Annotated in this window: 17 protein-coding genes; 2 read left to right on the forward strand and 15 right to left on the reverse strand. The window is 65.8% G+C overall.

The genetic code is table 11. From position 1 onward, the window contains the following. Positions 1-17 precede the first annotated feature (17 nt). On the reverse strand, positions 18-974 hold the full coding sequence (locus AC3A35_RS02305) for a complex I NDUFA9 subunit family protein (protein WP_487434245.1): 957 nt from the start codon (positions 972-974) through the stop codon (positions 18-20). Positions 975-1,032: 58 nt separating this feature from the next. Next, positions 1,033-2,955: a lytic transglycosylase domain-containing protein gene (locus AC3A35_RS02310; protein WP_487434247.1), complete on the reverse strand. Its 1,923-nt coding sequence runs from the start codon at positions 2,953-2,955 to the stop codon at positions 1,033-1,035. A 40-nt stretch (positions 2,956-2,995) separates the two neighbouring features. On the opposite strand from AC3A35_RS02310, the gene AC3A35_RS02315 reads away from it, so the two are divergent. Further along, positions 2,996-3,595, forward strand: a complete 600-nt coding sequence (locus tag AC3A35_RS02315; protein ID WP_487434249.1) for a 5-formyltetrahydrofolate cyclo-ligase — start codon at positions 2,996-2,998, stop codon at positions 3,593-3,595. A gap of 46 nt (positions 3,596-3,641) precedes the next feature. Here AC3A35_RS02315 and AC3A35_RS02320 read toward each other — a convergent pair whose 3' ends face one another. The 13 genes from AC3A35_RS02320 to thiL all read right to left on the reverse strand — a co-directional run bounded on the left by AC3A35_RS02320 (position 3,642) and on the right by thiL (position 16,124). After that, on the reverse strand, positions 3,642-5,930 hold the full coding sequence (locus AC3A35_RS02320) for a sensor domain-containing diguanylate cyclase (protein WP_487434251.1): 2,289 nt from the start codon (positions 5,928-5,930) through the stop codon (positions 3,642-3,644). Positions 5,931-5,941: 11 nt separating this feature from the next. Continuing rightward, positions 5,942-6,763, reverse strand: coding sequence for an ABC transporter substrate-binding protein (locus tag AC3A35_RS02325; RefSeq protein ID WP_487434252.1), 822 nt, complete (start codon positions 6,761-6,763; stop codon positions 5,942-5,944). A 134-nt stretch (positions 6,764-6,897) separates the two neighbouring features. Continuing rightward, complete coding sequence (gene ilvA, locus AC3A35_RS02330; RefSeq protein WP_487434253.1) at positions 6,898-8,424, reverse strand: threonine ammonia-lyase, biosynthetic; 1,527 nt, start codon at positions 8,422-8,424, stop codon at positions 6,898-6,900. A 124-nt stretch (positions 8,425-8,548) separates the two neighbouring features. Continuing rightward, the gene (gene hprK / locus AC3A35_RS02335; protein WP_487434255.1) at positions 8,549-9,496 is read right to left on the reverse strand and encodes an HPr(Ser) kinase/phosphatase; all 948 of its coding nucleotides are present in this window, start codon (positions 9,494-9,496) and stop codon (positions 8,549-8,551) included. Continuing rightward, positions 9,465-9,950: a PTS IIA-like nitrogen regulatory protein PtsN gene (gene ptsN / locus AC3A35_RS02340; RefSeq protein ID WP_487434256.1), complete on the reverse strand. Its 486-nt coding sequence runs from the start codon at positions 9,948-9,950 to the stop codon at positions 9,465-9,467. The genes hprK and ptsN overlap by 32 nt, the downstream gene beginning before the upstream one ends. Before the next feature lie 136 nt (positions 9,951-10,086). Further along, complete coding sequence (gene hpf, locus AC3A35_RS02345) at positions 10,087-10,410, reverse strand: ribosome hibernation-promoting factor, HPF/YfiA family (RefSeq protein ID WP_487434258.1); 324 nt, start codon at positions 10,408-10,410, stop codon at positions 10,087-10,089. A gap of 17 nt (positions 10,411-10,427) precedes the next feature. After that, complete coding sequence (locus AC3A35_RS02350; protein ID WP_487434259.1) at positions 10,428-11,882, reverse strand: RNA polymerase factor sigma-54; 1,455 nt, start codon at positions 11,880-11,882, stop codon at positions 10,428-10,430. A 26-nt stretch (positions 11,883-11,908) separates the two neighbouring features. Continuing rightward, entirely contained in the window at positions 11,909-12,631 is a 723-nt protein-coding gene (lptB, locus tag AC3A35_RS02355) for an LPS export ABC transporter ATP-binding protein (RefSeq protein WP_487434260.1), read from the reverse strand. Further along, positions 12,618-13,067, reverse strand: a complete 450-nt coding sequence (recX, locus tag AC3A35_RS02360; RefSeq protein ID WP_487434262.1) for a recombination regulator RecX — start codon at positions 13,065-13,067, stop codon at positions 12,618-12,620. The genes lptB and recX overlap by 14 nt, the downstream gene beginning before the upstream one ends. A gap of 29 nt (positions 13,068-13,096) precedes the next feature. Continuing rightward, positions 13,097-14,131, reverse strand: coding sequence for a recombinase RecA (gene recA / locus AC3A35_RS02365; protein ID WP_487434263.1), 1,035 nt, complete (start codon positions 14,129-14,131; stop codon positions 13,097-13,099). 28 nt (positions 14,132-14,159) lie between these two features. Beyond that, positions 14,160-14,678 carry a CinA family protein gene (locus AC3A35_RS02370; RefSeq protein ID WP_487434264.1) on the reverse strand — a complete coding sequence of 173 codons (519 nt, stop codon included), beginning with the start codon at positions 14,676-14,678 and terminating at the stop codon, positions 14,160-14,162. Positions 14,679-14,680: 2 nt separating this feature from the next. After that, positions 14,681-15,181, reverse strand: a complete 501-nt coding sequence (locus tag AC3A35_RS02375; RefSeq protein WP_487434266.1) for a phosphatidylglycerophosphatase A family protein — start codon at positions 15,179-15,181, stop codon at positions 14,681-14,683. Beyond that, positions 15,165-16,124 carry a thiamine-phosphate kinase gene (gene thiL / locus AC3A35_RS02380; RefSeq protein ID WP_487434268.1) on the reverse strand — a complete coding sequence of 320 codons (960 nt, stop codon included), beginning with the start codon at positions 16,122-16,124 and terminating at the stop codon, positions 15,165-15,167. Before thiL ends, AC3A35_RS02375 begins: the two co-directional genes overlap by 17 nt. A gap of 187 nt (positions 16,125-16,311) precedes the next feature. Here thiL and AC3A35_RS02385 point away from each other — a divergent pair, with 187 nt between their 5' ends. Then, complete coding sequence (locus tag AC3A35_RS02385; protein ID WP_487434269.1) at positions 16,312-19,533, forward strand: bifunctional diguanylate cyclase/phosphodiesterase; 3,222 nt, start codon at positions 16,312-16,314, stop codon at positions 19,531-19,533. The last annotated feature ends 121 nt before the right edge of the window (positions 19,534-19,654 follow it).

The following is a 19,654-nucleotide window of genomic DNA, read 5'->3' on the forward strand; positions in this document are numbered from 1 at the left end:
CCGTCAGTAGGAGGAGGTTAGCGCCGCGCGTGGCGGCGGAAGGGATTGTAGTTGGCGCGCTGCGCAGTGTCGCCCAGCCATTGCGGCACCACCGCCTCGATCGCGGTCGGGGTCATGCCGAAAGGCAGTGGCGCGCCGCTGGCGACGTTGTCGGCACGCATCGAGCGTACGTTGTCGCGGCTCATCAGGGGCTGAGGGGCGAGTTCCATCAGCCGGGCCTGGAGCATGGCCAAGCCCTCGGGAAGTGCAACGATCGGGCGCGGATGGCCGACCAGGGCCGACACGTATTCCACCAGCTGACGCAGGGTGTAGACCGTGGGGCCGGCCACTTCCAGGGTCTGACCGCCGGTGGCAGGGTCGGTCAGGCAACGCCACACCACTTCGGCCACGTCTTCGACATAGACGGGCTGAAAGCGGGCACCGGCGCCGCCCAGGGGCAGGACGGGGAAGACGCCGGCCAGTTTCGCAAAAAGGTTCAGGAAGCGGTCGTTGCGCCCGAACACGACCGACGGCCGCAGGATGGTCCATGCGACTTCGGGCGCTGCGGCCCGGACGGCTGTCTCGCCTGCCGCCTTCGAACGCTGGTATTCGGAGGGGCCGTCGGCATCGGCGCCGAGCGCACTGATGTGGATCAGGCGCGGTACGCCGGCGCCCTTGCAGGCGGCGACGATCCGGGTCGGCAGTTCGACATGGGCACGGGCGAAATCCGGACCGAAGGGCGCGCCGGTGCGGGAATGGAGCACACCGACCAGATTGACCACGGCATCGGCGCCGGCGAGCAGGCGGGCAAGGGTGGCTTCGTCGTGGCAATCGGCTTCGACCACCTCGGCGTTGGGCAATAGCAGCACCGCGCCGGCGCGGCTGCGGCGGCGGGTGGGAATCACGACGCCGACGCCCGCCTCGGCGAGACGGTTGGCGATGGCGCTGCCGACAAAGCCGGAGCCGCCGATCAGGACGACACGTTGCGGATTCATTGTTGAGCTTGCTCCTTTACGGCAAATGCTTGATGGGTATGGACCCGGTGCATGCGGATTATCGCCCGTCCGGGCGCGCCGCGATGGTTCCGAGTCGGGTTTTGAGTGACTGCGGCTGCTGGTCGAGGAGCGTCGCGTAGATTACGGTATTGGCCATGACCTTCTTTACATAGTCGCGGGTTTCGTCGAAGGGGATGGTTTCGGCATAGATTGCACCTTCGAGCGGGCGCGCGTCGCGCCAGCGTTTCGCCCGACCGGGGCCGGCGTTATAACCGGCGCTGGCCAGTACCGGATGATTGTCGAGGTCCTCCAGAATCAGACGCATGTAGCCGGTGCCGAGGCGGACGTTGGTGTCGGGTTCCGCAAGCAGGCCCCGATGGTAGCCGCTCATGCCGATCTTGCCCGCCACCCACTTGCCGGTCGCCGGCATGACCTGCATCAGGCCCTGCGCACCGGAGCTCGAGCGCGCCGGCACGACGAAGCGGCTCTCTTGGCGCATCAGGCCATAGACCCAGCTCATGTCGAGCTGCTGATTGCGCACTTGGGGCTCGATCAGCTCGCGGTAGGGGGTGAGGAAGCGCAGGTCGAAGGCGCCATTCGGACTCGCCAGCTCGGCGGTGTTGATCGCGCGGTCGTAGATGTCGTGCTTCAGCGCCAGCCGGGCCGCGGCGAGGCGGAAGCCTTCGTCCTGGCCGCGCAGCGACCAGTTCCACTCGCGCACGCCCTCGATCCGCATGTCGAGGCGGAACAGCGCCAGGGCGCGACGCAGGCCAGGGTCTTCGGCGGCGGCGAGGACTTGCGTGGCAGTGGGCGCCGGCGCCGGTGCGGGAGGCGCGAACGGACGGCCCAGCTCCTCTCCCGCAAGGATGCCGTAGAAATGGGGTTCGCCCGCGATCCGGGCGTACAGGGTCGCAGCCTCGGCACCGCGATCGCCGCTCATGGTCAGCGCGCGGGCACGCCAGTAGATCCATTCGGGTAGGTGCTGTTCATTGTCGGGCAGGCTTTCGATCGCCGCGAGCACGGCTTTCCAGTCGCTGCTGCGGAGGGCGGCACGGATGCGCCAGGCGCGTTGCTCCGCACTCATCGCGGTGTCCCCGGCGGCACGGAACAAGGCGTTGGCGTCAGTGCTCTGGGCCTGCGCCGCGCGGTGCGCAAGGGCGGCGAACACGTGTGCCCGCTCGGCGTTCTCCAGGCGATCCTGGAGTCGGATCAGGCGGGTATGGGCGCCTGCCTGGTCGTCGCGGGCGAGGCGCACGAGGGCCGCCACCGCGAGCTCACGGCCGGCGCGGCTGACGGCGAAATTGGACGGCAGGCGATCGATATACTGGGCGGGGCTGCGAATGGCCTGGTCGAAGGCGGCGGGGTTTGCCTCGTTCAGCCACTCGAGCGTGTTGCGGGCGCTACTGGGATTGCGGCTATCGACCTGTCGGCGGAAGCGCCACCACACCTCCTCGGTGCCGACCGCACCGCTGCCCACCGCGGCGCCCAGCACGATGTCGCACGCGCCATGGGCGTCGCTCAAGCTGGCCCACCGAGCGGCAACTTCGGCCAGGGGTTCGCGGTCGCCACTCATCAGGCGGGCGGTCCAGTCCAGGCAGCGCAACTCGCTGTCGGGGGTCTGCAGATCGGGGTAAAGTTGGCGGAATCCGGCCCAGTCACCATCCTTTGCCAGTCGGCGGAGCCAATCGGCACGCAGACGCTCGGCAAGCATGGACCCGGCTTCCTGGACGAGAAAATCGGCCAGTTCGACACTGGGCGGTGCCTCCGGCCGTGCCAGCTTGTTGAACAACAGCCAGTAGCGCACGTACGGGTCGAGCGGGTGATCGTCGGGCTGGAGGGCGAGTCGTTCGAGGGTAATGCGGTCGCCGCTACGAATCGCGTCGCGCGCCGCAAGAAAACGTGAATCGTCCGATTGTGCGAATGCACTCGTAACGCATGCCAGGCATGCCACCAGGAGCAAGCCCCATGAAGCCTTGTACATCCCTTACCATCCCCCTTTCAGATCGATTCACCATATCACAGTGACCGCCAGTTTCCCCGCCCTTTCCGCCGAAATACAAGCCCACCGTCGCGTGATCCGCGAGCGTGCCCTGGCCGCAAGACAGACCATGCCCGAGCCGGTGCGCGACGCACTCACCCGCCAGATCGAGCGCCATCTGGAGTCCCTGCTCGGCCGTCTGGCGCCGGACTCGATCGCGTTCTGCTGGCCCTACCGCGCCGAGCCGGATTTGCGCGCGTGGGTGGGGCGCTGGCTGACTGCCGCGCCTGGCCGGCGTGCGGCCTTGCCGGTGGTGGTGGCGAGGGATCAGCCGATGAGCTTCCGCGAGTGGGCGCCCGGCCACGCGATGGAGACCGACCGGTTCGGCATTCCCCACCCTGCGTCCGGTGCCGCCGTGGTTCCGGAGCTGGTGCTGGTGCCGCTCAACGCGTTCGATGCGGCGGGCTTTCGTCTCGGCTATGGCGGTGGGTATTTCGACCGCACCCTGGCCGCGCTGCCAATGGTCGCGGTCGGGGTCGGCTTCGAGATCGGCCGCGTTCCGACCGTGTTGCCGCAGGCGCATGATCGGCCGATGGACTGGCTGGTGACCGAAGCGGGATGTGCTGCGCGCACCGAAGACTGATTGCCCGACGCGATACCATGCAGGCCGCCCCGCAGCGGGCGGAGGGTCAGTCGGCGGTCACCGCTGGCGATGAGGTGCAGACACTCTCCACCCGGTTGCGACCACCGTTCTTGGCCAGGTACATGGCGTGGTCGGCCTTGGCCAGTACGCTGTCGGTGTCCGGATCTGCGCTGTCGAGTGCCGCGACGCCAATGCTCACCGTGACCCGAAGCAGCTTGCCGTCGATCGCGGACGTGCTGGCTTCAATGAGGGCACGCAGGCGTTCTCCGATTTCCAGCGCACTCGCCATATCGGTTTCCGGGAGGAGGATGCCGAACTCCTCGCCTCCCAGCCGGCCGAGCGAGTCGGTGTCACGGAGTCCGGCGTTGACCAGCTCCACGACATGCATGAGCACGAGATCCCCCGCAGCGTGGCCATGCTGGTCGTTGATGCGCTTGAAGTGATCGAGATCGAACATCAGGACCGCGGAACGGGTGGCGTAGCGCTGCGTCCGCGCCAGCTCCAGCGCAAGCGCATCGACGAAGGCGCGACGGTTGTGGGCGCCGGTCAGCGGGTCGGTGGTGGCCAGATGGTGCAGCTCCTGCTCATGCTCCTTGCGCGGTGTGACGTCGCGATAGATGCGCAGATAGCCCAATAGGCGGTCGCCGCTGCGGATGGGCAGGAAATCACGCTCGAGCCAGCGCCCATCCTTGAGCTGGATCTCCTCGCCGAAAGTCGGCGTGCCCTGCGCCCTGAGCGCGGCGAGACGGGCGATGAAACCGCTGTCATCGGCGGTCTGGGCGCTCGCCGCGAAGGTGAGTTCTTCCATCGGTTCGCCGACCCCGTAGCGGTCGCCGCGGGGAATGCCGAGCAGCTCGAATACACGGTGGTTGAGCAGGGTGATGCTGCCCTCGGTATCCTCCATGACCACGGCACCCGGGAAGCTGTCGACCACCGTCTGCAGGCGTGCGTGCGCGCCCTCGAGCTCTGCCTGGGCGGCCTTGCGCGCGGTGATCTCCTCCTTGACCGCGACGAAGTGGGTGATATGCCCGTCCAGGTCGCGAATGGGGGTGATCGTAAGGGCCTCGTCGTAGAGACTGCCGTCCTTGCGCCGGTTGACCAGTTCGCCTCTCCACACGTCGCCCTGCAGAATGGTCCGCCACAAGGCCTCGTAATAGGCCGGCGTCTGCTGCCCGGAGTTCACCAGATCCTTCGGTTTGCGGCCGAGCGCGTCGGCAATGCTGAAACCGGTCAATGCTCCAAAGGCGGGATTGACCCACTCGATGCTCGCATCCGTGCGGGTGATGACGACCGCGGTGGCACTGGCGTTGAGCGCGCTCTCGAGGAGCCGCTGGCGGGCCTCGGTCTGGCGGCGCAAGGCCCGCTCGTGCAACCCGGCACGGCGGAACAGGATATAGCCGGTCAGCACGCCGCCGATGCCGAGCGCCATCAGCGGCAGAACGATAACGGCCTGGCGGTGGCTCTCGGCCCTGGCGTCGGCGAGCGCCTGGTCGAGGTCGGCGAAGCTTGCCACTGCAATCGGCAGGCGCGTGTTGAGCATCGAACTTGCAAGTAGCCGGGGCTCGCCGGCATCTTCGGCGGTGTCGATGGTGCTGTATTCGCCGGCCCGCCAGCGGCTGACCAGTGCCTGCTCGACGCGTAGCTGGGCTTCGTCGATGGTTGCGGTGTCGAGCAGACGTGATCCGTCCTGGCGGATGAGGCTGATGCGGTCCGATGGGCTGGTGTGAAAATCGCCGAGGATGCGCAGCAGATAATCCATGTTCAGCGTTGCCAGCAGCATCAGCGAGCCGCCTTCGTCGCGCGTGAGGCCGCGAATGACCGGGATGAAACCGAGCTCGGGAGTCAGCGTGCGTGGATCGGTAAGCGGCGTCCCGGTAGCGAGGTCGCGACCGGCATGGGCCGAGCCGATACGCAAGATTTCGGTGATGCTGCGGGTGTGGGGCAGGTAGTCGGTCAGGTCGGGTGAAATGCCGATGTTGTCGGCCGTGGTGCTGGCAATGATCCTGCCGTGTTCGTCCACAACCGAGATCGAACGCAGATACGGAGCGTTGTGCAGGGCACGGTCGAGCTGGACTGTCCAGGTCGCCGTCGAAACGCTGTCATGATCGGTATCGAGCAGGGATTTGAGGCCCAGATCGATGTTGTGCAGGAGCTGGCCGAGGTAGGCATTGAGGTGCCTGACGTCGCGTTGCGCGATCTGTTGTCTGGTCTCGCGTACCTGCTCCTGCAGCCGGCTCGAATGATAGGACAGCCCGGCCCAGGTCAGCACTACGATCAGGCAGAGCAGGGCGAAGAATCCGACATCGGCTAGCCGTCGACGGCGTCGTGGGTTCATGGCCACGGTGCTCAGCGGGAAACGACGATCCGTTCCAGTCCATGGCGCCGGGCCGCCTCGAGCAGACGGCCGTCCTGCTTGATCGCCCTGACGAAGGTTTCGAGACGCTGGTGCCAGCGCTCGTCGCCGGGGGCGATCGCCCAGGCATAGGGCGTGACGTGATAGGTGGAGCCGGGCGAGATCAGACGCGCCCAGTCCACGTTGTCCAGCATGCGGCGACTGTAGGGAAAGTCGGTCATGAATACGTCGGCCCGCCCCGATTCAACTTCCTGCTCGCGCGCATGCGGGGAGGCCAGGATCGACAGTTTGGCATGGCGCAGTTTGTCCCGCATGACCGGCTCGTGCAGCGTGCCCTTGGCGACCGCGACCACGATCCCCGGCTGGTCGATGTCGTCCCACTGCTTGATCCGGCGGTTGCTGCGGGTGGTGATCGCGTAGATGTCGCTGGCCAGGTGCGGCGAGGTGAAGCGCAGTTTTTCGGCGCGCGCCGCGGTGATCCCGATCGCGAACATCGCCACGTCGCAACGGTTGCCGAGGACGTCGTCGAACAGGCGGGCGAAGCTGCTGTCGACGAACTCGACCCTTGCACCCAGGTCCTTCCCCAGTTCCTGCGCCAGATCGACATCGATGCCGCGCAACTCGAGGGTCCTCGGGTCGCGCAGCGAGATACCGTAATAATCCGGCCAGACGCAGACCCGCAGGTGCTGGCTGGCGACGATGCGATCGATACGGCTCACCGGTTCGGCCCCGACTTCAGTGGGGACGCCCCCTGCCAGCATGGCACCCAGGAGCACCCCCAGTGACAGTCTGCTGAAACGGAAGACGGGGCGCATGGAAGCGTTCCTCAAGAAAGGTCGGGCGAATGACTTTTGGGGATGCGGCCGCGATCGCTGGTCCATGGCAGGTCTGCGGCTCTGCGGGATGTCCTGCTTATATTACAAAAGAAATAGCGGCTCAAGCGCGTACGTCACGTCCGGCCAAGGAACATCCGATACGCGGGGTTGGCGGTTTCGTCGACGAATTCGTAGCCGAGCCGCTGCAGGAACTCGCCGAAAGCCGCCTTGTCTCCGTCGGGGACCTGCATGCCGACCAGCACGCGACCATAGTCGGCGCCATGGTTGCGGTAGTGGAACAGGCTGATGTTCCAGTCCGAGCGCAGGTTGGACAGGAAATTCATCAGCGCGCCCGGGCGCTCGGGAAAGGTAAAGCGATACACCACTTCGTTCTCGGCCTGCGGCGCGTGGCCGCCGACCATATAGCGAACGTGGGTTTTGGCCAGTTCGTCGTCGGTCAGGTCGACGGCGGGCAGGTCATGGCGCTCGAGCAGTTCGACCAGACGGATGGCTTCGTTGCGATTGTGCACGGAGACGCCGACGAAGATGTGCGCCTTGTCGGCATCGGCGTAGCGGTAGTTGAACTCGGTGATGTTGCGGTTGCCGAGCAGGCCGCAGAACTTGCGGAACGAGCCCGGCTTTTCGGGAATGGTCACCGCGAGCACGGCTTCGCGCTGTTCGCCCAGTTCGGCGCGCTCGGCGACGAAGCGCAGGCGGTCGAAGTTCATGTTGGCGCCCGAGGCGATCGCCACCAGGTGCTTGTCGCGCAGTTTGTGCCGACGCGCGTACTCCTTGGCGCCGGCCAGGGCCAGCGCGCCCGACGGTTCGAGGATGGAGCGGGTGTCCTCGAAGACGTCCTTGATCGCCGCGCAGATTGCATCGTTGTCGACGACGATCATTTCGTCGACGTATTGCTGGCACAGGCGGAAGGTTTCGCTGCCGACCTGCTTGACCGCGGTGCCGTCGGCGAACAGCCCCACCTGCTCGAGCACGACGCGCTCGCCGCACGCGAGCGATTGTGTCATCGCGTCGGCGCCTTCGGATTCGACACCAATGATGAGGGTTTCCGGGCGCACACGCTTGACGTAGGCGGCGATGCCGGCGATCAGGCCGCCACCGCCCACCGCGCAGAAGATTGCATGGATGGGCTTGGCGTGAGCGCGCAGGATCTCCATGCCGATGGTGCCCTGGCCGGCGATCACGTCCGGATCGTCGAAGGGGTGGACGAAGGTGAGCTTCTCGGTCTTCTCCAGCTCGAGTGCGTGGGCGTAGGCGTCGGAATAGGATTCTCCTGCGAGCACCACTTCGCCGCCGCGCGCTTTGACCGCTTCGATCTTGATCTGTGGGGTGGTGCTCGGCATCACGATCACCGCGCGCACGCCGAGCTTCTCTGCCGACAGCGCCACGCCCTGGGCGTGGTTGCCGGCCGAGGCGCAGATGACCCCGCGCTTGAGCGCCTGTGGCGACAGTCTGACCATCTTGTTGTAGGCCCCGCGCAGTTTGAAGCTGAACACCGGCTGCATGTCCTCGCGCTTGAAGTAGACCTGGTTGTGAATGCGGGCCGAGAGATTGCTTGCGAGGTCGAGCGGAGTTTCGACGGCGACGTCGTACACCTGGGCGTTGAGGATGCGTTCCAGGTAATCCGTGCTGGGGGCGGTCATGGCGTTTGCTTTGCGAGTAAGACGGCGGGAAAGACCGCGAGCGTAGCAGTCGATGCGGCGCTGCGGCAAGGGCGGCGCGGGAATGGAGGCCCGCAGCGCGGGTGGAACGCGCGCGGGATCGGAACTAGGGTGCGCGGTTGCGCTCGCCGGCCTGCATCAGCAGGCTCTGGCGCTCGATGAATTCCTGCATCGAGTCCACCCCGCGCAATTGCAGGATGGTCGAGCGAACGGCCGCCTCGAGCAAGACGGCGAGGTTGCGGCCGGCTGCAACCGGCAGCGTCACCCGGGGGACGCCGACGCCGAGGATGTCCTGCTGTTCCCGTTGCGCGGGCAAGCGCGTCGGGTCGTCCTGGCCAGGTTGGCGACGTTCGAGATGGCAGATCAGGCGCAAACGCATTTTTCGCCGGCAGGCGGTCTCGCCGAAAATCGTGCGGATGTTGAGAATGCCCAGCCCGCGAACCTCGATGAAGTCCTGCAGCAGTTCCGGGCAACGCCCTTCGAGCACGGTCGGCGCGATCCGCGAAAACTCGGTGATATCGTCGGCAACCAGCCCGTGGCCGCGAGAGATCAGCTCCAGTGCGAGCTCGGATTTGCCAGCGCCGGAATTGCCGGTGATGAACACGCCGAGGCCGAGCACATCCATGAATACGCCGTGCAGCGACACTTTCTCGGCCAGCTGGCGAGACAGGTACAGCCGCAACTGGTCGATGACACCGGCCGAGGGCTGGGGCGTGGTAAAGAGCGCGACATTGTGTGCCTCGCACACCCCGAGCACGATGTTGGGCGCGTCGCAGCCATCGGCCACGATGATCGCGGGTGGTCGCGCCGACAGGATGCCATTCAGATGGTGGGCGACCTTGTCGCGCGACTGACGCTGCGCCCAGGCAAGTTCAGCCGCGCCAAGAACCTGGAGCCGGGTCGGGTGTATCAAATTGAGGTGGCCGATGAGGTCGGCTGGCCAGATCCGCTCTTCCGCGACCGAGAGCACGCCGTCCAGACTGCCGCTGACGTGGGTCAGCGCCAGGCGTATCCGGTGGTCTTTATACAGTTGCGCGACGGTCGTTTGCCGCATCGGTTCCCCAATGGGTAAACAGGGCGTGCAGTGCGGCGGCGTCCGGTGCGTCGAGCAGTTGCTCGCGGAAGCTGCGGTCGCTGAACATCTGCGCCAGCTCCGACAACAACTGCAGGTGCGTTTCATTGGCCTGTTCCGGCACCAGCAGCACGAACAGCAGGTTGACCGGACGACCGTCGGGCGCATCGAACTGGACCGGGGTCGACAGGCGCATGAAGGCGCCGGCGGCCTCCTTCAACCCCTTGATGCGGCCATGCGGAATGGCGATGCCCTGCCCGAGACCGGTGGACCCGAGGCGTTCACGGGCAAACAGGCTGTCGAACACCATGCTGCGGGCGACGCCCTGATTGTTCTCGAACAGCAGGCCGGCCTGCTCGAAAACGCGCTTCTTGCTGCTGGCGTCGAGGTCGGCAACCACGTTCGAAAGTGGCAGGAGTTGGGCAATGAGGCTCATGCGCTAGGGACTCGCGCTGTGCCGCCGGAGCAGCGACAACGCAGGAAGGGCTGGTTTGGTCCGGGTGCAGCCGGACCGCGTTGTGCAACCGCGCGGATTATAACTGCACCCTAGACCGAAAGGCCTAGTGAAAATGTCACGCTTCGGGAATCTGGTGCTTGTGCGAGTCGTGATGATGGTCGTTGCTCTTCTGCTTGTACTTGATGACCTGGCGGTCGAGCTTGTCGGTCATCGCGTCGATGGCAGCATAAAGGTCGGCGTCGGTGGTCTCGACGTGGATGTCCTTGCCGCGCACGTGGACGGTGACTTCGGCCTTCTGGTCCAGCTTCTCGACAGAAAGAATCACGCTCACGCTGGTAACGTTGTCGAAGTGACGGATGACCCGGTCGAGCTTTCCAGAAACGTACTCGCGGATGGCCGGGGTCACTTCGACGTGGTGTCCGGTGATGTTGAGATTCATGGCAACTCCTCTTGTTATCAAATCGATTTGCGCAGGCTGACCGGCGGGATATTGAGCGATTCGCGGTATTTGGCGATAGTGCGCCGCGCGACCACGATACCCTGCTGGCCCAACAGATCGGCAATCTTGGCGTCGGACAGGGGTCTCTTCCTGTCTTCGGCATCGATCAACTGGCGAATCAGCGCGCGAATCGCCGTTGAGGAAGCCGCTCCACCGGTATCGGTGGCGACGTGACTGCCAAAAAAATACTTGAGTTCGAATACGCCGCGCGGGGTGGCCATGTACTTCTGGGTGGTCACACGAGATACGGTGGATTCGTGTAGCTCGAGTTGGTCGGCGATCTCCCGAAGCGTCAGTGGCCGCATGGCCACCTCTCCATGATCGAAGAACTGCCGTTGCTGGTCAACGATGGCTTGAGAGACCCGCAGGATGGTGTCGAAACGCTGCTGGACGTTCTTGATCAGCCAGCGTGCTTCCTGCAGCTGTCCGGTAAGGCCGCCGCCCTGGCCGCGGTTCTGTTGCAGCAGGCTGGCGTAGAGCTGGTTGATCCGCAGGCGTGGCATGGCCTCGGCATTGAGCGACACCGTCCACCGGTTGCGGATCTTGCGTACCACGACGTCCGGCAGCACGTAGCGGGTCTCTTCGCTGGAGTGCTGCGAACCCGGATGGGGGTCGAGCCGGCAGATCAGGGCGTGGGCCGCACGCAGGGCATCGTCGTCGCAGTCGGTGAGGCGTTTGAGCTTGGCGAAATTGCGTTCGGCGAGCAGCTCGAGATGCTGCTCGACGATCACCAGTGCGAGGTCCCTGCACGGCGATGGCGGCATCGCCCGAACCTGCAGGCCGAGGCATTCCTGCGGCGTGCGCGCGCCGATGCCGGCCGGTTCGAGCTGCTGGACATGGCGCAGGGCGATGGCGAGGTCGTCGAGATCGATATCGAGTTCGGGCGGCAGCAGTTCGAGCAGCTCCTCGAGTTCCTGGTGCAGGTAGCCGTCGGCGTCCAGGGCTTCGATGATGAAGCGCACCAACAGGCGGTCGCGGTCCGACAGCGGCGACAGTGCGACCTGCTGGTCGAGGTAGTCGCGCAGCGAGGTCCCCGCGGCCTGGAACTCCTGGAAATCGGTGTCCTCGTCATCGTCGCTCTTGCTGCTCGCGCCGCTGCCGGTACCGGACCAATCCATGCCTTCGTCGAAGTCTGCCGTCTCGTTTTCGGTCCGGGGCTCACTTTCGGCAGTCTTCTCGCCGCTTTCTGCAGGCGTGTCGGCGGCGGTCGATGACGGGGTGGTGCCCAGCGCGGCGGGCGCAAAGTCGCTGCCGTCACCGTCCTCGCGCTCGAGCATCGGGTTTTCCAGCAAAAAGCGTTCGATCTCCTGGTTCAGTTCGAGCGTCGACAGTTGCAGCAACTTGATCGATTGCTGCAACTGGGGGGTGAGCGTCAGGTGCTGTGAGAGCTTGAGCTGAAGTGTGGGTTTCATTGTGCAGAATCGATCGAAGGCCGGGCCTAGAGCCGGAAATGCTCGCCGAGGTACACCCGGCGGACCTGCTCGTTGGCGATGATGTCACGCGGCTGACCACTGGCAAGCACCCTGCCTTCGGTAATGATGGTGGCGCGGTCGCAGATGCCCAGGGTTTCGCGCACGTTGTGGTCGGTGATCAGCACGCCGATGTTGCGTTCCTTGAGAAAGCGGATGATCTTCTGGATGTCGATGACGGCGATCGGGTCGACCCCGGCAAAGGGTTCGTCGAGCAGGATCAGGCGCGGGTCGGTGGCCAGCGCACGAGCGATCTCGCAGCGTCTGCGCTCGCCGCCGGAGAGCGAGATCGCGGTGTTGTCGCGCAGGTGGCTGATGCCGAGTTCGTCGAGCAACTCCTCGAGCCGGGTGTCGATCTTGATGTCATCGAATCCCTGCAGTTCGAGCACGGCGCGAATGTTCTCGGCAACCGTGAGCTTGCGGAAAACGCTCATCTCCTGGGGCAGATAGGACAGACCGAGGCGGGCGCGGGCGTGAATCGGAAGATGGGTGAGGACCGTGCTGTCGAGCGCGATCTCGCCACCATCGGCCCGTACCAGGCCGACGATCATGTAGAAACAGGTGGTCTTGCCCGCGCCGTTCGGGCCGAGCAGGCCGACGACCTCGCCCGAGCCGACCTCGAAGGACACGTCGTGCACCACGGTGCGTGTCTTGTAGCGCTTTTGCAGGCCAGTGACCTTAAGCAGACTCATCAGGGTTTTCTTTCAGCAGTTTGCAGATCACGTCAGTGGCAAAGCCACGGGTTTGCAGGAAGCGCGCCTGCCGCGCCCATTCGCGGCTGTCGGCAGGTGAAGTATGGAACCTAGACTGCCACACCGCGCGCGCGCGGTCGAGTTCGGATTCCACACATTCGGTCGCGATGGTTTCGTCGATCAAGGCCTTGTCGACGCCGCGCCGGATCAGCTCGCTGCGCAGCCGGGTGCCGCCAAAGCGGGCGGCCTTGCTGCGTACCCAAGCCTCGGCGAAGCGGGCGTCGGACTGTAGCTCAAGCTCACTGATGCGTGCCAGCACGGCCTCGATCTCTTCTGCGCTGCCGTATGCCGACAGTTTGCGCGCAAGTTCGGCGCGCGAGTGATCGCGGCGGGCAAGATGGCGCAGTGCGCGCTCGCGCAGAGTCGGCTCGCCCATCCTGTCCGCCCGCAGCGCGCTGCCTTGCCTCAGGCTTCGGACGCGATCGGCGCAGCGGCGATCGCCGCCATGTCGCCGAGCCCGACTGCCGCACGGACCTTGTTCTCGATCTCGCGGGCGAGCGCCGGATTGGCCCGCAGGAATTCGCGCGAGTTGTCCTTGCCCTGGCCGATCTTGTCCCCGTTGTAGGCGTACCACGCACCGGACTTGTCGACGATCTTGTGGGTCACGCCCAGGTCGATGATTTCGCCCTCACGCGAGATACCTTCTCCGTAAAGGATGTCGAAGTGCGCTTCCTTGAACGGCGGTGCGACCTTGTTCTTGACCACCTTGACCCGGGTTTCGGAGCCGACCACCTCGTCGCCCTTCTTGATCGCGCCGGTACGGCGGATGTCGAGGCGCACCGAAGCGTAGAACTTGAGCGCATTGCCGCCGGTGGTGGTTTCGGGGCTGCCGAACATCACCCCGATCTTCATCCGGATCTGGTTGATGAAGATCACCAGGGTGTTGGTGCGCTTGATGTTGGCGGTGAGCTTGCGCAGCGCCTGCGACATCAGGCGAGCCTGCAGGCCGGGTAGCTGGTCGCCCATCTCGCCTTCGATTTCGGCCTTGGGGGTGAGCGCGGCGACCGAGTCGATGACCACGATATCGACCCCACCCGAACGCACCAGCATGTCGGAGATCTCGAGGGCCTGTTCGCCGGTATCGGGCTGGGAGATCAGCAGGTCTTCGATGTTGACCCCGAGCTTTTCGGCGTAACCGACGTCGAGTGCGTGTTCGGCGTCGATGAATGCGGCGGTGCCACCGAGCTTCTGCATTTCGGCGATGACCTGCAGGGTCAGCGTGGTCTTGCCGGACGACTCCGGGCCGTAGATTTCTACCACCCGGCCGCGCGGCAGGCCACCGAGGCCGAGCGCGATGTCCAGCCCGAGCGAGCCGGTGGAAACGGTCTGGATGTCGCGTTCGATGCTGCCGTCGCCCATCCGCATGATCGAGCCCTTGCCGAACTGCTTCTCGATTTGCGAGAGCGCGGCGGCAAGCGCCTTGGCCTTGTTGTCGTCCATGAGTCGTCCTTCCTGAGTGAGATGCGAATTATGGCACAGAGATTGCTGAGATGCTGCCACCGCCCTCGGTGAGGCGGATCACTTCCTCGAGTGCCGCGATCACCGTTTGCCTGCGCACGGACTCGCGGTCGCCACTGAAATGACGCGTGGCGGTCGATGCCGCGTGGTCGCGCAGGCTCCAGCCGAAACAGACCATCCCGACCGGTCTGGCCGCGCTGCCGCCGCCGGGCCCGGCGACGCCGGACACTGCGACTGCAACCTGCGCGGTGCTGCGGGCCAGCGCCCCACGCACCATCTCCGCCACGGTGTCCTCGCTCACGGCGCCGCAGCTGGCGAGGGTCCGCTCGCTGACCCCCAGCATGTCGACCTTGGCCGCGTTGGAGTAGGTGACGAAGCCGCGGTCGAACCAGGCCGAGCTACCCGCGGTTGCGGTCACCACCTCGGCAATCCAGCCGCCGGTGCAGGATTCTGCGGTGCCCAACATCCAGCCCCGCTGCGCGAGCGCGCCGCCTACCCGACGCGACAGTTGTTCGAGTTCGACGTCCATGCTCAGGCTCCGAAAACGCTGACCAGTACGGCCAGGGCCAGCAGACTGTAGGCCGCGGCAAGGAGGTCGTCGAGCATCACTCCGAACCCGCCCTTGACGTGGCTGTCGGCCCAGCGGATCGGTGCTGGCTTGGTAATGTCGAACAGGCGGAACAAAGCGACCGCCACCGCCTGCCAGGCGAGGGTGGCAGGGGTGAAGGCCAGCACCAGCCACATCGCCACCATCTCGTCCCACACGATCGCGCCATGGTCGGAGGCGCCCAGTGCGCGCCCGGTGCGCTCGGCAGCGAGCACGCCAGCGATGAACAGGGCCACGAGCAGGGCGAGAAAGACGCCCTCGGACAGGGGCGTCCGGATCAGGGGGTAGAGCAGCCAGGCGAGCAAGGTGCCTGCCGTCCCCGGTGCCTTGGGTGACAGGCCCGAACCGAAACCGAGCGAAATGAAGTGGGCTGGATGGCTCAGGAGCAGCCGGGTGGTCGGGCGAAGCTCAGGCAAAGTGGTCATATCCGGAAACGAGCGGGGACAGGAGGCGACCGTCGGTCTCGCGCAGCATCACTTGGCGGTGATCGGCAGTGAGGTGGCCGATGCGGGTCAGCGGCAGGTTCAGAGTGCGCGACAGTTGATGCAGTTTGTCGCGCTGGTCGAGGCGGGCGGAAAACAGCAGTTCGTAGTCATCGCCACCGCCAAGCAGGCTGCGCCGCGCAAGCGCCTCGTCCGCTCCGGTGGCGAGCAGTTCGGTCAGCGGCAGGGCCGCGAGTTCGATCGTCGCGCCGCAACCGGAGCGCTCGACAAGGTGGCCGAGGTCGCCGACGAGGCCATCCGATACGTCGAGCATTGCGCTGACAATGCCGCGCAGGGCTAAGCCGAGCTCGACGCGCGGCGTGGGGTGTTGCAGGGCGTGGATGGAACGCGCCAACCCGGGCGGATTCAGGGTGCACTTATGACGCAGCGCCGCGAGGCCGAGGGCGGCCAGACCGGGTTGCCCGGAAATCCACAGGTCCTCTCCCGCCTGCCCACCGGTGCGGGTAATCGCCTGTCCCGACGGGACTTCACCGAGGATGGTGACGCTCACGGTCAGCGGCCCGCGGGTGGTGTCGCCGCCGACCAGATCGACCCCATGGCGTGAGGCGCATTCGAACAGCCCGTCGGCAAAGGCGGCGAGCCAATTGTCCTCGACCTCCGGGAGCGCGAGGCCGAGCAGTGCCCAGCGCGGCACGGCGCCCATCGCGGCAAGGTCGGAGAGGTTGACCGCGAGCGTCTTCCAGCCGAGATCGGCCGGGTCGGTGTCGACGAAGAAATGGGTGCCGGCCACCAGCAGGTCGGTCGACACGACGAGCTGCATGCCCGGCTGCAGGCGCATCAGCGCGGCGTCGTCGCCCACCGCCAGGTCGGTATGGGCGGCGGGGCGGGTGAAGTGACGACGAATCAGCTCGAACTCGGAAGGCATGCGTGGTGGCGTGATCGAAGGTATGAACGGGCGCTGGAGCTTACCGTACTCGACGGCCGGATGGTGCGTCGGCCGGCCCATGTCCGCGGTGCCGCGCACGCCGAAGCGGAAGTCGCCTTGATGCTTGCGGGTAATGGCAGCCCAAAGTGGGTAATATGGCGAAAAAAATGTCAGTGAAGGAGTCGAGTTGGCCAACAGCTCTGGGGAGGGCCTCAGGACCCGCCTGCTGACGATCGTGATCGTGATCGTCGCGCTGGTCATGCTGCCCGCGTTGCTGCTCGGAGATGTCTATCTTGAGCGGCAGACCCGTGCCGAGGCCGAAGGACATTTGCGCAGCGTGAGCAGACTCGCCCGCGATCTCGCCGAGACCCAATATGCAGCGCTCGGAACGGGCCTCTCCCTGCTGGCCGACGCCATGGCGCTGCAGTTTGCCGGCGCCTACTCTTCGGCGCCGTCGCGCGACGGGCTTCCCGGGCTGGAGGTCAACGGGGCGCCGGTGAGTGCGCGCAGTGCCGCGCTGGCGCACTTTGGTAACGACGGTCAGGGTACGCTGGCGGCGCTGCTTGTCCGCGACGGCCCGCGCTTCCGCCTCCTGGCGTCCACCCGCCCGGAAGACGACGAGTCGGCGCCGGTGCTGTTGCTGAACCACAGCACCTTGAGTGTGCTTGAGGCGGGACAGCGCTGGCAGGGACCGATGGCGATCGGTGAGCGCTCCTATCTCGTCGAACTCCTGCCGGCGCGCGATGCATTCGGGTCGCTGCTCGGGCTGATGATGGTCGGGATGGATCTGACGCGCGCACTGCAACCCCTGCGCACGCGTTTACGCGAGTTCGTGATCGGCGAGAGCGGCTATCTGTACGTGATCGACACCAATCCGGGGCCGGACTACGGCCATTTCATCGCGCATCCCCGGCAGCAGGGCGATGTGCCTTTCGTTCCGCCGGATGCTTCCGCACGCGACCTCGTTACCGGCATGCTCGCCCGTCGCGAGGGTATCCTGGATTATGACTGGCAAGATGCCACGTCCGGGGAGGCCGAGCCACGCGCCAAGATCGTGGCGGTCACGCACAGTGCCGCGTTGGGTTGGGTGATCGGCGCCAGTGGCTACAAGGACGAGTTCGGCCGCAGCGCGGCGCAGTTGCGCTATGCCGTGGGGGTGTCGGCCGCGCTGATGGCGTTGTTGTTGATGCTTGGCCTGAACTTCGTGATCGGGCGGATGGTCATGCGGCCGATGTTACGCCTGCAGCGAACCCTGCGTACCTTGAGCCGGGGCAACGAAACCCTGGTGCATTCCGGCAACGAACCGGTGCTGGTCGACGGCGTGTGTGATGTGCTGGTGCGGGACGGCGGATTCAGACTGGCATTCATCGACGCGCTCGATGACAACGGCAGGCTGGTCAGGGTTGCCGCCGCCGGTGCGGCAGACCGGCTGCTGGGCTTGCTCGCGGCCACGGGTGACGCTGCGCTGGCGCCGGGTCGGCTCGCCCTTGAAACGCGCCGTACGATTCATTTCACCTCGACCGGCGATTGCCCGCCCGCCCTGCGTGGCGCGGCGCTGCAGGCCGGTTGTCAGGCCTTGATCGCGTTTCCGCTGGTCGATGGCGGGCGGGCGTTGGGGGTGCTGACCATCGGTGGCGCCCGCGTGGCGGACCTCGATCAGGCGGGCGTGGCCCTGCTCCGGGAGTTGGCCGAGGACCTCGGCTACGGGATGATGAGCCTGCGTACGGCTCATGCGCGCGACGTTGCGGAAGCTGCCCTGCGGCTGCGACAGCGGGCGATCGAGGCAACCCGCGACGGGGTGCTGATCCTGCGCGCGGAAGACGGGCGCTACCGGATTCGCGATGCGAATCCGGCCGCTGCAACGATACTTGGGGTCTCGGTGGCGGCTTTGCTCGGCAGATCGTCCGACGCGTTCGGGGTGCTCGATGCCGAGCTGGTCAATGCGCTCGAGCGTGCGTTCGCCGCGCGTCGGGTGTCGGTGCTGGAGCTCAAGGGATTGCGCCCCGATGGCGAGGCCTTCTGGTCCGAGTGCGAGGTTGCGCCCGTAATGGACGATGGGGCCGAATGCGTGGTGCTGGTGATCAAGGATGTCACCGAGCGGACCCTCTACCTGCGCCAGATCGAGCACCAGGCGCGCTTCGATCTGCTCACTGGTCTGCCGAACCGTTCGCTGCTTGACGACCGCCTCGATCAGGCGATCATCGGCGCACACCGTCATCGACGAGTCCTGGCGGTCGCCTACCTCGATCTCGATCACTTCAAGCGCATCAATGACAACCTCGGGCACCGCACCGGCGACCGCTTGCTGTGCGAGGTCGCCCGCCGACTGCAAAGTGTGCTGCGCGATGGCGATACCGCCGCGCGTCAGGGTGGAGACGAGTTCGTCATTCTGCTACCCGATCTCGAGGGCCAGGATCAGGCGTTTGCCGTGCTCCAGCGCGTGCAGCAAGCCCTGCTGGCGCCGATCGCCATCGACGCGCGCCAGTTCTTCGTTACCGCCAGCATGGGCGTCAGCCTGTACCCCCAGGACGGCGAAGATGACGAAACCCTGCTCAAACATGCCGACATCGCCATGTATCAGGCGAAGGAAGCCGGCCGCGACACTATCCGCTTCTTCACGCCGGAGATGAACGAGCGGGTGCAGGACCGGCTGATGCTCGAGCACGCATTGCGCCAGGCGCTGGCGCGCAACGAGTTTCATGTGGCGTATCAGCCGCAGGTAGTGTCCGCGACCGGCCGGGTCATCGGGGCCGAAGCGCTGTTGCGCTGGACGCACCCGGAACTCGGACAGATCGCCCCCGATCGCTTCATTCCGCTGGCCGAGGAGCTCGGCTTGATCGAGGCGATCGGCGAGTGGGTGCTGGGCGCGGCCTGTCGCCAGGCGCTGGCCTGGCAATCGACCGGCGCGTCGCTGCGGGTCGCGGTGAATGTGTCGGTCCGCCAGTTCCGTTCAGTCGATTTTCCCGCACGGGTTGCCGCCATCCTTGAAGAGACCGGCCTCGCGCCCTCGATGCTCGAACTCGAGATCACCGAAAGCATGCTGATGGGGAATGTGGAACAGGCTGAAGAGATCCTCAATGGACTCAAGCAACTCGGCGTTGCCGTTGCACTGGATGATTTCGGCACCGGTTACTCGAGCTTTGCCTACCTTCAACGCTTTCCGATCGATACCCTCAAGGTGGATCAATCCTTCGTACGTGCCATGCTGGCCGGCAGTCGTGCGGTGTCGATCGTGAGTGCGATCGTGGCGATGGCGCACAGCCTCGGTATGCGGGTGATCGCCGAGGGGGTCGAACTGCCGTCGCAGCAGCGCCAGCTCGCCGAACTCGGCTGCGACGAGTTGCAGGGCTACCTGCTCGGGCGCCCGGTCGCAGCGGAGGACTTCCGGCTGGCGTCATCGCCGGCCTGACGGCTTTCCTCGCGCGGCGGGTTCCGTTGCCGTCGTGAAAATCCGGTCGTTGTGGCTACACTTCCTAGCAGGCTACGCGAGGATCAAAGTCATGTCCGGTCCGATGGACAGCAGCAAGGGA

This window comes from Azoarcus sp. Soil_N_20, from assembly GCF_057656155.1.